This is a genomic window from Pseudoalteromonas sp. S2755 (assembly GCF_005886535.1).
Taxonomy (GTDB): Bacteria; Pseudomonadota; Gammaproteobacteria; order Enterobacterales; family Alteromonadaceae; genus Pseudoalteromonas.
In genome coordinates this window covers 35419-48288 of sequence record NZ_PNDS01000003.1, presented here as the reverse complement: position 1 = coordinate 48288, position 12870 = coordinate 35419, and the positions used below count along the sequence as shown (strand labels likewise).

Below are 12870 nucleotides of genomic sequence, written 5' to 3'. Positions count from 1 at the left end.
TCGCGTCCTGCTACCGCCCAGGTACCTACATCCTTGTAGGCAAGGCGAATTTACGCACCAATAGCTGGCTATTGGAAGTGAATTCAACGCAGGTAGCGCTAAAACTGGCTGCTAGAAAGGCATTAATTATCCGAAGCTCAGGTTTCTAGCCCTGATGATTAGACATACCCCAGCTTGTTGTCGCAACGGCCTGACCACCAGCCTGCTCTATGATAAGCGCTGATGATGGATCCCAGCAGTTAGCTAGAAAAAGCGGGGCTGATTGTTGGTGTAGTGCCTTGAAAGTTGTAGATAGAGCCATGTTATTTCTCCTAAGTTGAAGCGCTTAGGATACGCAGTGTACGGATGTTGGACTGGCCAGATCTAGCACTTAACGTGATTGAGTAGATTTGCGGTTATCGCTCAGAACCTTATTATAAGTGTGCAATTTTTTACTTTTTATTAATATTTATCAAAAACTTAACGATCAGTTTGATGTTGACCTAGTTATATGGATTCGAAATAATAGTGTTAATATTAAGGAACTATAAAAGGTAAAGCATGGATAAGGAACTGCACATTAGTGCCGCTGAAGATTGGTATTCATTTCGTATTAGCGCTTCTGGAGAACTAGAATTTAAACGTGTTGCACTGTGGGCTGCTGATAAACAGGGCTCTGTAAGAGGGTTAGTCTCAGGTAGTGGCAACAAGAAATTCGCTAACTATTTATACAATGCACCACACGCGCACGGTGGTTATATTCATTGGAATGATATGACACCCGATCAACAGAAAAAGGCAAAGCAGGACTGCCAAATAGATATCGATAGATTAAAAGAGCTGCAAGCTGACGATACTAGCTCGTAATCGACACCCGCTGATTTTTAATATTTACTTGAAATTACCGCAGTTTACAGAGCTGTGCTTCATTATTTTTCTACTCTATAGTCCGATTAGTGCGGCTATACGTTAAATTCAATTAGAAATAACGATATGAATCAATTCGATAAAAACCAGATTATCACGCTGGATATTCAAGACCCGCAACAAATCAAACTAGCATTAACACAATATAAAGCTTTATTAGATGAGGATAGGGCTTTTAGCGATAGTCAATTTGATGTTGAGTTTAAGCAACTGGGAAAAGACGGTAAACGCCGCCTACAACCACAAGATAGCGGCAACAACCTTAATTTGCTGCAGTCTGCGTTAAACTTAGGCCAAGAAGGCGGATCGCACCACTATAACCATCCTATAGATGATGATACTGAAACTTATATTTCTGAAGTCATTCTGTTTGCAGCAGCTCTGCAATATCCTGAAATTAAAGAGGTTGTTGTAGAAACCGCCCAAGCCATCGTTGCTTATAGTCGACGCCAAAACGACACAGATGAAATGTGGCTTGATGATATGCGGGTATTTGGCGTAGAAGCATTATATATGCTTGCAAAGACGGATATACGGTACACCTTCTTGCTTGCACAGTTTTTTGTGCCTTACTGGGATGATGAGCATGCCTGCGGTTACGAAAGCTATTTAAGTTCGTTGCTTCATGAGCATGGCTGGCACAAAGAAATAATCAAAGCATTTATATGGTGTGACAACGATAACTTTAGATCTGGTATGTTCCAAAATGATCGATATAGTGACGATTGTAGCTACCAGCCATTGGGGGAATATTTATGCCAGCACCCCGAGCACTACGAACAATTTAAAGCATTAGTCGTTGCACGTTTCCAAGCAGAGCCTGTATTACTTGAGCATGTCGATACTATGTGCGATGAGGATGAAGAAGAAGACTTAAGTACTTATCAACCCGTCGTGTCTCTCTACCAATCACTATTCCCTCATACTTGTTTTTATGACGATGAAGAAGCCAAAGATAGCTTTATGGCAATGCCATTTTTTGGCAGCACGCTCGAAAATGAAGCGTATGATTTACAGCAAAAAGTCCAATCACAGGTTGTAGGGCCGCTCGTTAAAATAGCACAGAGTGCCATTACTGCGCGTGCAAAATATCGCGCCTATCTCGCAAGAGACGAGAGAAAATATGAACTTAACTATGGTAGCAATTTATTGAAGCCCTTAGTGCTAGCTATGCCCCAAGGTGAATCATTGTGGCGCTATATTGAAAGTGGTGAGCCACACACCGTGTTAGAAACACTCTGTGAAGTTGATGTACTTGAATTAGCGAAACTGCATGCCAGTGACATGGCTGAGCATCTTATTGATCAATTGAGTAGTTTCGAGCGCAATAACCAAGGTATAGCCGACGAATTGGAGTCGGTGCTCAGTCTTGTACGGGGCGATTTACTGACTGATCACTTCAGTGAAGAAGTTGAATATACACAACCAAATGGCATGGTGCTGACGCTTACGGTACGCAAAGATACAGAAACGAGCTTACTACAAGCTCGCGCTCAGCAATACTTGCGCGTGATTGACGTATTTTACCATGCTCTTGGCAAACGTGAGTTTAGTAAATATATGATGGCATCACTTACCGAAGGTGATGAGGCGCTACTTTCTAGAGAAGCCTATTATCAGCGTTATACTCAACTCTCCGTGTCTGATATCAAGAGCGCAGCAGAAAGTGCCAAAGCCAAAAACATCCAATCGATATTTCATCACTTCACCAACCAAGATGAATTACTGTGCCGCAAGCATCTTAAGTTGGTTGATGAGCATTTTCGCTCATCCCGTGCGCTGTGCCATCCAGAGCAGTGGCCACAATCGGATATGGGCTTAATGACACTGGCCAGCTATCACCTTCATTGTGATTACAATCAGCGTATTGGCGACGATATTACAGAGGCACTGGTAACTTATCTTAACGACAATCATATTTGGCAACTCGCTGCCCAGCACATAATTCAAAAATGTCATAAAAAGTCAGACCATTATAACCCTGAAAATCTAGGGTTATCTGAGGAACAAATAGCGCGGATCTGTGACCACTTCACTGCAGACACGCCGCAAGATGATTTGGTCAGTATATTGGCACTAGTACAGCCACACTTGTATCGAGATGAGTGCTGTCGCGGCGATCTTTACTTAAACAAATTTAGTGAGCAGCAACCCAGTTATCAGCTTTTTAAAGATCATGATGATGACTTTCAGCGCTTTACCTTAGCCGCATTTTGGTTGCGGCAATTACCTTTACCCTTACAAAATAAAGCAGATCGTTTGTGGCAATTTATTATTGCATTGGCGCCAGTTAGGGTTGCACGCAATGTGCTTCGTGCTTATTCAGATGATCATTGGGATATAGAGTTTAACAATATACTCGATGGGATTGATGTCTATGAGCACTTAAGTAAAGCTGGAATAGATAGCGGTATTCTGAATGCCTATGAAATGAGTTATCAACGTTATGACTTCGGGCGTTACGTAAATTGGATAGAGATTTACAGCGAAATAGTCAGTGATGATACCAGTATGTTTGGCAGCATGGGGCGTAAAAAAGCCAAAGCCATGGAGCGGGGGCTTGCGTATATTAATGAGTGCACGAAAGTTGAGTTTTTACATCATGTATCACTCAAACATCCTGAAGTTGCAGTGGATTTTGATCATGATTTGCGCCGCGCGATAGATATTTTTGCGCAATTAAATCTGCACTCTTGGGAGCATGCGTTGGCACACGAGTCAGGTAAGGATTGTCTGTATTTCGGTGAAGGTGAAAAGTTACCAAAGAAGCTGCATAAAGCCATTGTGGCAGATAGCCTTTCAATACATGATAAACCTTGTCATGTTGATGGTCGAAGTTGGGAAGCCTGCACTGTGTTACAGCAGCAAGGAGACAATTACGTGATTGTGATGGCCGATCATGAGGTGCCGCTTGCTTGGTATGAAGACAAACTGCCATCGGGACCCTTATTGGTATTCTCAGAGCAGGTTGAACGTGCTGCTATTGTAAAGCGCGTTGCTGAACTTCAAGTGCAGTCCAATCGTATTAACGGGATTGTTGAACAAACGATGGCTTATCTAGATAACGAAATGGAGTTTGACGCCATGGCTGCGCTGTTCAAAGAGCAAATATCCACCGAGTTTATGCGTATCGATGCCGATGAATACCACATGTATAGTCTGCGTCAATTTGTGTGGATGCTAGATGTTAAGCGTCGCAACAAACTGGTACGTCTGCTTCTCAATCATGACTATCGCGGCTTTAAATTAATTGAAGCACAAATGGAGCAACCTTGGTTGTTACACCAACTGGCACACAATGAAATTGATTTTGAGACTTATCTATCAAACAGCGATGAGTATGAAGGTGAAGCATCCGAGACCGGTATGGCATTTATACTCGCCTGGTTATTTGATATCGGCGTTAAATCCGAACACCTGATGCTGTTTTGTATTAAGCGCAGCCATTTTGACGTGTGTCGTGAGTTTATTGTGGCACATGCCCGTGGCCAATATGGCAGTTTTAAACAGAGTTTGAGCTACCTACACGCAGGTCGCCGCGCTGAACTTCCTGAAATATTAAGCCAAGAAGCAGATGCTGAAGTATTGCTAGCTCTATTGAAAAAAGACAAATCTCGTAAGGTAAAAGAAGCAGTAAGCCATTACTGTAGTTAGTGTATAGTCATACGCCCGAACATCGGGCGTATGACAACTCAAATATTTGGATTATTTATCCGAAGCTCAGGTTATTTACCAATACAGAATGAGCTAAAGATTTTGCCTAGCAAGTCGTCGGAGGTGAATTCACCGGTGATCTCATTGAGGTATTGCTGGGTAAGGCGCAGCTCTTCTGCCAAAATTTCACCGGCAATATGCATTTCTAGCTGAGTTTGACCTATTTCTAGGTGCTCAGCAGCGCGCTCTAGAGCATCTAAGTGACGACGGCGAGCCATAAAGCCACCTTCAGTTGCACCAGTAAATCCAATACAGGCTTTTAGGTGTTCTCTCAATAAATCAATGCCTTGAATATCTTTAGCACTTAGACGGATAAGGGTATGGCCATCACTCGTTGTTGCGCCAACGGCTTCACCGCTTAAATCGACTTTATTGCGGATCACGGTAATTTCCATACCTTGTGGTAATTGCTCGATAAAATCAGGCCAGATCTTCGCAGGATCGGTTTCGTGGGTTTCGGTGCCATCCACCATAAATAGTACGTGATCGGCGCCGCGGATCTCTTCCCAAGCACGCTCTATGCCTATCTGTTCTACTTTGTCTGGACTATCACGAAGTCCTGCGGTGTCGATAATATGAAGTGGCATGCCATCAATATGAATATGTTCACGTAGTACGTCTCGTGTGGTACCTGCGATGTCTGTAACAATCGCGGCTTCACGGCCTGCTAAGGCATTGAGTAGTGAAGATTTTCCGGCATTAGGGCGGCCAGCAATCACCACCCGCATGCCTTCACGCATGATGCTGCCTTGCTTGGCTTGTTTACGCACTTCAGCGAGTTGCTGAATAATGGCTTCTAGGTCACCCGAGACTTTACCATCGGAAAGAAAGTCGATTTCTTCGTCGGGGAAGTCAATTGCGGCTTCTACGTACATGCGCAGATGAATTACTTTCTCAACCAAAGTATTGATATGTTTCGAAAAGTCACCTTGTAGTGAATGTAGTGCACTTTTTGCAGCTTGCTCGCTGGTGGCGTTGATCAAGTCTGCGATAGCTTCTGCTTGCGTTAAGTCTAGCTTGTCGTTCATAAAAGCACGTTCTGAGAACTCACCAGGCTTTGCCAACCGCACTTGCTCAATTTTGCTGATTTCCTTTAACAGCATATCAAGTACCACAGGGCCACCATGGCCTTGTAACTCAAGGACATCTTCACCGGTGAATGAGTTCGGCCCTTGGAAGAACAATGCAATACCTTGGTCTAGTTGTTCACCTGCTAGGGTATTGAATGGCAGGTATTCGGCATAGCGAGTTTTTGGGCATTTACCTAAGATTAGCTCTGCGACCTCTCGGGCTTTACTGCCTGAAACTCGAATAATACCAACGCCACCGCGACCCGGTGCGGTAGCCTGTGCTGCTATGGTGTCTTGTGCGATCATGATGACTCTTTAGACTGTCTGGTTAATAGCCATAATTGTACAGCAATTGATATATCTCAGGTATAGCTGGTGGGTAATATCTAAGTCTGCCCATTGCGTTTTGGGTGGTTGATGACCTTAATGATACGGTTATGCGCTTTTGTCAGGTATAATTATGGTCACAGTTTTTACTGTTCTTACTAGCAAAGGTTGTATAAGGGAAACTAACGCTGTGCTGCACTTTCTTCAATACCGCTTCGATCCAAATATCGCGTGTTTATATCGTGATGCTGAGCAAGTGCCACTGAGGCCGAGAGTTGCGCAGCTGTTGGCTTATTTTTTAGCTCATCCAAATCAAATTGTTACACGTGAAACATTGCTCAGTACGTTGTGGCAACACGGTGAGTTTAGAGAAGCTGCACTAACACAGAGTATCACTGAGCTAAGACAAGCCCTCAAAGATAACGCCCAGCAACCCACCTTTATTAAAACCATACCACAGCAAGGTTATCAGTGGATTTGTCCTGTTGAGAGCCGCACATTTACCACATTCAAACTCACTACAACAATAAAAGCGATGCTTGTCGTTGGCGCTGTTGCGTTAAGTGGAGTCGCAGCGAGTGTTTACCTCGTTTCTAGTTCAGCACCCGTTGTCGCTCGTGTACAAGCTGAGCAAGACTCGTTAATCATTGTGCCTATGGTGAATGAGACAGGTGTACAAGCCAATGCGTGGTGGGGTTATGCGCTTGAAGCAGCATTGAGACAACATTTGCAGTCTCATTATCAATTAGTACCGCGAAGCCAATATCCTGAGCTTGCAGAGAATAGTGCGGTTAATAAGCTCACGCTTTCACTCAAGCCGATACAACAGCGTTTTTTACTCAGTGTTACTTATGGAGATAAGCAAAGCGAGATAATTGTTGAACAGTTAGATGAGAGCTTTGAAGCAATTGCAACAGAGGTTATTGCGCAGTTAGCGCTAGGCGTTGACACTAAAACCGCCAAAAAATCATCCTTAAATCTAGCAATGAATGACTATTACCGCGGTGTACAAGCATTAAATGAACAGGGACCTCAACTGGCAAAGGCATATTTTGAGGCGGCTGTGGCACAAATGCCGGAACATTTAGAAAGTCAGATGGAGCTTGCGCAAATCTGTTGGCAGCTCGGTGATATTGATTCTGCCACACGTCGATTCGAACAGATTTCACTAAGTTCAGCTTCAATCGCGACTCGTGCTCGCTACCACCTCTATTACGGAGAGTTTTTCAAGGCACAAGGCTTACATCAGCAAGCGTTGCAGCAAGCTCAGCTCGCTCTCGATGCTGCTGAGCAAAGCCAGCAAGTTGAGTTGATTGCGATGGCATATCAACTCAAAGCAGATGCTTTTTGGGTGTTACAACGCTGGGATGAATATCAGCAAGCGATGAGTTCAGCGCATGTTTTGATAGGTAGTCGATCGTTTGCCTATAGCGAAGCACAGCGGAGTTTCTATCTTGCCAATCCACCAGCGGCTGGTCCCGCTGAAAAAACGTTACTGAACTTAGAGAAGAGTAAACCTGTACTCGCGCAAGCCATTGCCTATTATGAGCAAACAGAGCAGACCATGAATCTAATAAAAGCTTTGTTTGCTTATGGTCAAAATTACTTAGTGCCAGTGGTTGAAAGTGAGCCTAGTTTATTAAAAGCCCTCGCTTTAGCTCAGAAAAATGGATATCGATATTTAGAAAAGCAAATACTCACTTACCTAGGATTCTACTATATTCAGCTACATCAGGGAGAAAAGGCGCTACGGTATTTAAAAGACATTAACGGCGAGCCGCGTTTTATTCCAAGCTATGAGCAACAGCAATTACTGATTGGCATGGCGCATATGGATATCGCATTGCAAACGGGTGATACGGATGCAATGCAAAGTGCAATTACGCAATATCAAATGCTGTTAGAAAGCGATTATATTTCTTCGGTGACGCGTGCCAATGTTAAATTGTTACTGGGTTGGACCTGGATCAAAGCGGGCAAGCTCGAATTAGCAGAGCCGTTGACGATTGAAGCAATGCAAGACTATCAAACGTTACAGCTACAAGAGGTTGAGACCTATGCGCTCTATACGCAAATGTATATCCACCTTTTGAGAAACGAGCCTCAACAAGCGCTTGAGATCATTACTGCACATCAACATACCAATTCACATCTTTTGTTGCTTTACGGTGTTGTTGCGGCTGATATGTTAAATGAAGAAGCGCTGCAAAAACGCTTTTCAGATAAATTGGCCGGACTCGAAAACAGCCAATTATTACAGCAACAGTTGCTGCAAATACGCCAGCAAAGCCGCATCGATAAGCACTTTATTGCTGAGCTTATCGATGCCCCTTACAGCGTCTATTGTCAAAGTAAATGGACGATAAATTAGGCCCTAGTCTATGTTGGGTGGCTGATTGCCGCGATAAACGATTTCACCGTGTTTGTCTTGTACCACCCAGTAAGGTAGCTCTCTAATCTCAAACTGGCTAAATACTTCGTTGTGATGATCGAACACAATATCGTGTTTGACCTCAAAGCGTTGTTGGTAGTCTCGAGCACTTTGTTCTTCCACATAAAAGGGCTTAATCAGAGTAACGACCGGATACGCACTCGAGTCAGCGAGTTGATTGTTTTGCTTTATTCTCATTTCACAGGCAGGAATATGTTGAAACGGACACAAACTATCGCTGAAAAATAACACTCTGTATTGACTGTTTATAGTCGCTATCGAAAATGGCGTACCTGTGAGTGTTTGCAACGGGATCCGTGTTTCTTTTTCTGTGCTTGGTGCACTGTTAGTCGTCAATAACTCTCGTTTGATAACTTTGTCGTCTTTAACGATAACACGAACAGGTGTTTGCCTTATTGCAAACCGTTGCATCAACTGGTTTTGTTTATCAATGGCTAATTCAGAATAGCTTGGGTAGGCCGTTTTAAATTGCGCTAAGCTTGCCTCATCAATATTAATATCGGGCTGTAGCAATCTCCTTGGTGCTAGTGGCGTTGGTAGAGTTGTGGGCTGTACGTACTCGTCCCAAATATTAATAAACACATACTCTTGCGTGTTAGCGCGCACAAATAAGCTGAGACACACAGCGGCGAATATAAACAGGGCTTTAATTAATGACATTAGTTTGCTCCTTGAAGTGTGCTCAGATGTTGTTGCAGCTCATCTGTAAACAATGCGCTGCGATAGATTTCTTTGCCGTTTTCATCAATGAGGATGTGTTGTGGCGTGCCTAACACTTGAAACTGCTGAGTTATCTTGCCATTACCATCAAATACCGTTGGAAACTGATAATTATGTTTATCAAGGTAAGCTTGCACGCCTTTTTTCGACTGATTGAAGCCAATATTGACGGCGATAACCTGATAGTGGTTATTGGCTTGCTGGAAGCTTTGCTCAAGCAATGGCATTTCTTCTACACAGTAGGAGCACCACGTTGCCCAAAACTTCAAGTAAGTGACTTTGCCTTGACTGGTTACGGTATTGTTTGCAAGCGTATTGGCGGTAAGTACGGGATAGTCCTTTGCTGCAGACATTGTGCTGAATAACATAAAGAGTGAATAAAATACGATTTTTTTCATGGTGGTTCCTTTGCGTTTTATAGCCAACTTTTGCCAGCTTGAATAAGAAAATATTGCGCCATCGCGACTAGGATAAGTGCGGTTACTGTGGTGATGTGATTTAGCCAAGCTCCAGATCTTGGTAATTTTTGTAAAAAGCGTGTGCTTAGCCCTGCTAGCAGTAATAGGGCGCTCATACCGAGCGCAAAACTAAACAGCAGTGCGCCTCCTAATAGAGGTTGCTGGGCATTAGCAACGAAGAGCAATAAGCCGCCTAGAATTGGAGACGTACAGGGAGCCGCAACAAGAGCGCTGGCCATGCCCATTAGAAGAGGTGCTGGCGAGCCTGTTGAAATCGCTTTTGGCAAGCGTGGCAGCGAGATTAAGCCTTTTGATACCGCAGCAAAGTAGAGTAATAGATTGGCAAAAATAAGCAGCACCCAAGGGTTTGTTGCTACCTGGCCAAAGAAGCTACCGGTTAATGCTGCAATAAATCCAAGCGCGGCGTACACCGCTGCAAAGCCTAGCGCATACCAGACTGGGGCAAGGCGAATATGGCGTTGTTGGCTAAGAGTCGCAACAGTTATGGGTAGTATGGGATATACGCAGGGCGTAAAGCTGGTGAGTACACCTACTAAGAGTGCAATAGGCACTAACCACCAATCAGTTTCGGCACTGGAGAGTGCCTTTAGTAACGTAGATTCAAGCATCGTCTTCTCTTTGCATTTTTTAACTGCAAAAGAGCATGAAGGATAGCCCAGATTTGACCTATCAAATCGTCATAAAATCGCTATCAAATTTTATCAAGTGCTTGCTTTTATTTGATATTTTAATTGCTATGAGTTTAAAAGGGAAAGTGCTTGTTGCTTGCTGTGTTTATAAGATAAGGTAAGTTACCGAGTTTAGGTAAGTTAAAATTATGCGTAAAGGGAGATATTATGAATAGACTAACACTAACGGTTGTATCTGCAGCATGTGCGGTATCTGGTTCTGCACTAAGCGGTGAGAGTGTAAAACCAGACTACGACCCGACAAAGTATTGTTATTATGCCGATCAGGCATATTCTAAGGGAGCGGTAGAAAAGCAAAATAACAAATGGAAAGTCTGTGTTGACGGCGGTCCAAATGGTGAGCTTCAGTGGGTTGATCAATAGCGACAACTTCATATGATGCGCAAATAAAAAACGCCAGCTGTGAAGCTGGCGTTTTTTATTCAAGGTGTACGAGCATTAACCGCGTACTTTCATGCCTTTTTTCTCCATGCCACGGTAGATGATAAGCATCTGAGCGATAGAGATAAGGTTTGAAACCAACCAGTAAAGTACCAGACCTGATGGGAACCAAATAAAGAAGATTGAGAACACGACTGGCATGTAAGTCATCATCTTTTGTTGCATTGGGTCTGTAACTGTCATTGGCTGCAGTTTTTGTGTTAGGAACATACTTGCACCAAAAAGCACTGGTAGTACGTAGTACGGATCCATAGCTGAAAGGTCTGTTAGCCATAACATAAACTCAGCATGACGTAGTTCTGTTGATTCAAGGAATACGTAGAACAAGGCTAGGAAGATTGGCATTTGTAGTAACAGTGGGAAACAGCCGCCCATTGGGTTCACTTTTTCCTTACGGTACATTTCCATCATCGCTTGGCCGAACTTCTGGCGGTCATCGCCATAACGCTCTTTTAATGCCTGCATTTTAGGCTGTAGCATGCGCATTTTAGCCATTGAGGTGTATTGTGCTTTAGTTAGTGGGTATAGCGCCGTTTTCACAATTAAAGTGATAGCAATAATCGCCAGACCCCAGTTACCTAAAATACCGTAAAGGAACTTAAGCAGTGTCAGTAGCGGTTGTGAAATAAACCATAACCAGCCATAGTCTACTGTGAGATCTAGATCTTCTTGAATTGCCTCAAGCGCTTCTGTGTCTTTAGGACCCATGTAGTACACCGCATGGATAGTTGCCGTACTGTTTGCTTGAACATTAGTTGGCTCGCTCTTCATACCAACAATACCATTACCATTTCTAAGCGCGGTATAGATAGTATTATTGGTTTGCTGATCAGGCACCCATGCACTGACGAAGTAGTGCTGTAAGAAAGCAACATAGCCGCCTTGGGTATTTTTATTTAGGTTTGCATCCGCCATATCAGAGAAGCTGTATTTCTCATAAGGTTCTTCAGCGGTACCATAGGCTGCGCCTAAATAGGTCTGATCAACCATACTGCCTTTATCTTGGCGTGTACGTTTGATTTGTGTGTACAGTTGTACTTGAACAGGTGATGAGGTGGTGTTGTTAACCTGATATTCTAAGTCAACATCATATTTTCCTGCTTTAAATATATAGGTCTTTGTGTACTGTACGCCTTTCTCATCAGTAAAAGTCAGTGGTACACGTAATGTATCGCCATTAAGCTCGTATTGCTGTTGTGCCGACTCATACACTGGGCGACCAGCTTTGTTTGCATCTGGGCCGTTTAAACCAATTAAACCACTCTGTGAAACATACTGTTTGCCTTCAAATTCACCAAGTAACATGAAAGGCGTGTCGCTGCCATGGGTTTCTGCGTGTTGTAGTAAGTTGGCTTCAACGATGTCACCGCCTTTGGTATCAATTTTTACCGCAAATACATCGGTAGTGATACTAATGACAGAACGTGTTGCCTGAGTTGCTACAACTGGGACATCGGATTGGCTTGATGCTGGCACATCAGCTTGCTCTTCTGTTGGGGTTGAGTTCGCCACTTGTTGTGTGACGGCACTGGTATCAGCTTGTGGCTGGTTTTGTTCTTGTGTCCACTCTTGGAACAATAGGAACGAAACCAACAACAAACCAATAAATAAAAACGTGCGTTGCGATTCCATAACAGCTCTTATTTCTCGTGTTGTTTAACTTTAGTCGACTTCACAGGTACAGGATCATCTCCACCTGCGCTCAAAGGGTGACATTTTAATATGCGTTTAACCGCTAACCAACTCCCTTTTGCAATTCCATGTAAATTAATTGCTTGAATTGCATAACTAGAACAGGTCGGGTTAAAGCGACAATGAGGCCCTAGTAGGGGGCTAATCCATTGTTGATAACCGCGGATCAGCAATATAAGCAGGTGCTTGGGAAGCGAACAAACTGCTTTGAACTGATTTCTGATCTTGCTACGCCCTGAAGTTGAATTCATGGCTTTGTAGATATCAATTTCCTCAATTTACTGCTTCAACCCAGGTAGGCAAAAACAGACTATTTTTCCATTGATATAGCTGATTAAAAGGTGAGCTAACCTTACCTTAATTGGCGTAAAATTACTATG

At 43.4% G+C, this 12870-nt stretch carries 11 protein-coding genes; 4 read left to right on the top strand and 7 right to left on the bottom strand.

Features of this window, described 5'->3' with window-relative positions; translation table 11 throughout:
- Positions 1 to 145: 145 nt before the first annotated feature.
- Entirely contained in the window at positions 146 to 301 is a 156-nt protein-coding gene (locus CWC03_RS01130; protein ID WP_249313914.1) for an isocitrate lyase/phosphoenolpyruvate mutase family protein, read from the bottom strand.
- 239 nt (positions 302 to 540) lie between these two features.
- On the opposite strand from CWC03_RS01130, the gene CWC03_RS01125 reads away from it, so the two are divergent.
- Together CWC03_RS01125 and CWC03_RS01120 are read left to right on the top strand one after the other, a co-directional pair.
- Positions 541 to 846 carry a hypothetical protein gene (locus tag CWC03_RS01125; protein ID WP_138580241.1) on the top strand — a complete coding sequence of 102 codons (306 nt, stop codon included), beginning with the start codon at positions 541 to 543 and terminating at the stop codon, positions 844 to 846.
- Between the two features lie 126 nt (positions 847 to 972).
- Positions 973 to 4560: a hypothetical protein gene (locus tag CWC03_RS01120; protein ID WP_138580240.1), complete on the top strand. Its 3588-nt coding sequence runs from the start codon at positions 973 to 975 to the stop codon at positions 4558 to 4560.
- A 71-nt stretch (positions 4561 to 4631) separates the two neighbouring features.
- Here the strand turns inward: CWC03_RS01120 and mnmE are convergent, their stop codons facing one another.
- The gene (gene mnmE / locus CWC03_RS01115) at positions 4632 to 5996 is read right to left on the bottom strand and encodes a tRNA uridine-5-carboxymethylaminomethyl(34) synthesis GTPase MnmE (RefSeq protein ID WP_138580239.1); all 1365 of its coding nucleotides are present in this window, start codon (positions 5994 to 5996) and stop codon (positions 4632 to 4634) included.
- 211 nt (positions 5997 to 6207) lie between these two features.
- Between mnmE and CWC03_RS01110 the strand changes: the two genes are divergently transcribed.
- Positions 6208 to 8388 carry a winged helix-turn-helix domain-containing protein gene (locus tag CWC03_RS01110; RefSeq protein ID WP_249313913.1) on the top strand — a complete coding sequence of 727 codons (2181 nt, stop codon included), beginning with the start codon at positions 6208 to 6210 and terminating at the stop codon, positions 8386 to 8388.
- Between the two features lie 3 nt (positions 8389 to 8391).
- On the opposite strand, the gene CWC03_RS01105 is transcribed toward CWC03_RS01110, so the two are convergent.
- Genes CWC03_RS01105 through CWC03_RS01095 form a run of 3 tightly spaced genes read right to left on the bottom strand, consistent with a single transcriptional unit; the run spans position 8392 to position 10276 of the window.
- Entirely contained in the window at positions 8392 to 9129 is a 738-nt protein-coding gene (locus CWC03_RS01105) for a TlpA family protein disulfide reductase (RefSeq protein WP_138580237.1), read from the bottom strand.
- Positions 9129 to 9587: a TlpA family protein disulfide reductase gene (locus CWC03_RS01100; protein WP_138580236.1), complete on the bottom strand. Its 459-nt coding sequence runs from the start codon at positions 9585 to 9587 to the stop codon at positions 9129 to 9131. Before CWC03_RS01100 ends, CWC03_RS01105 begins: the two co-directional genes overlap by 1 nt.
- A gap of 17 nt (positions 9588 to 9604) precedes the next feature.
- Positions 9605 to 10276: a cytochrome c biogenesis protein CcdA gene (locus CWC03_RS01095; RefSeq protein WP_138580235.1), complete on the bottom strand. Its 672-nt coding sequence runs from the start codon at positions 10274 to 10276 to the stop codon at positions 9605 to 9607.
- A gap of 228 nt (positions 10277 to 10504) precedes the next feature.
- Here CWC03_RS01095 and CWC03_RS01090 point away from each other — a divergent pair, with 228 nt between their 5' ends.
- Positions 10505 to 10720 carry a DUF1496 domain-containing protein gene (locus tag CWC03_RS01090; RefSeq protein WP_138580234.1) on the top strand — a complete coding sequence of 72 codons (216 nt, stop codon included), beginning with the start codon at positions 10505 to 10507 and terminating at the stop codon, positions 10718 to 10720.
- 75 nt (positions 10721 to 10795) lie between these two features.
- On the opposite strand, the gene yidC is transcribed toward CWC03_RS01090, so the two are convergent.
- Together yidC and yidD are read right to left on the bottom strand one after the other, a co-directional pair.
- Positions 10796 to 12430 (bottom strand): membrane protein insertase YidC, encoded by a 1635-nt coding sequence (gene yidC, locus CWC03_RS01085; protein ID WP_138522625.1) that lies wholly within the window; start codon positions 12428 to 12430, stop codon positions 10796 to 10798.
- Between the two features lie 8 nt (positions 12431 to 12438).
- Positions 12439 to 12741, bottom strand: a complete 303-nt coding sequence (gene yidD / locus CWC03_RS01080) for a membrane protein insertion efficiency factor YidD (RefSeq protein ID WP_010604158.1) — start codon at positions 12739 to 12741, stop codon at positions 12439 to 12441.
- Positions 12742 to 12870 lie beyond the last annotated feature (129 nt).

Bases quoted from the DNA above. Each gene is read 5' to 3' on its own strand.
- CWC03_RS01130 (WP_249313914.1), bottom strand. From the start codon at position 301: ATGGCTCTATCTACAACTTTCAAGGCACTACACCAACAATCAGCCCCG.
- CWC03_RS01125 (WP_138580241.1), top strand. From the start codon at position 541: ATGGATAAGGAACTGCACATTAGTGCCGCTGAAGATTGGTATTCATTT.
- CWC03_RS01120 (WP_138580240.1), top strand. From the start codon at position 973: ATGAATCAATTCGATAAAAACCAGATTATCACGCTGGATATTCAAGAC.
- mnmE (WP_138580239.1), bottom strand. From the start codon at position 5,996: ATGATCGCACAAGACACCATAGCAGCACAGGCTACCGCACCGGGTCGC.
- CWC03_RS01105 (WP_138580237.1), bottom strand. From the start codon at position 9,129: ATGTCATTAATTAAAGCCCTGTTTATATTCGCCGCTGTGTGTCTCAGC.
- CWC03_RS01100 (WP_138580236.1), bottom strand. From the start codon at position 9,587: ATGAAAAAAATCGTATTTTATTCACTCTTTATGTTATTCAGCACAATG.
- CWC03_RS01095 (WP_138580235.1), bottom strand. From the start codon at position 10,276: ATGCTTGAATCTACGTTACTAAAGGCACTCTCCAGTGCCGAAACTGAT.
- CWC03_RS01090 (WP_138580234.1), top strand. From the start codon at position 10,505: ATGAATAGACTAACACTAACGGTTGTATCTGCAGCATGTGCGGTATCT.
- yidC (WP_138522625.1), bottom strand. From the start codon at position 12,430: ATGGAATCGCAACGCACGTTTTTATTTATTGGTTTGTTGTTGGTTTCG.
- yidD (WP_010604158.1), bottom strand. From the start codon at position 12,741: ATGAATTCAACTTCAGGGCGTAGCAAGATCAGAAATCAGTTCAAAGCA.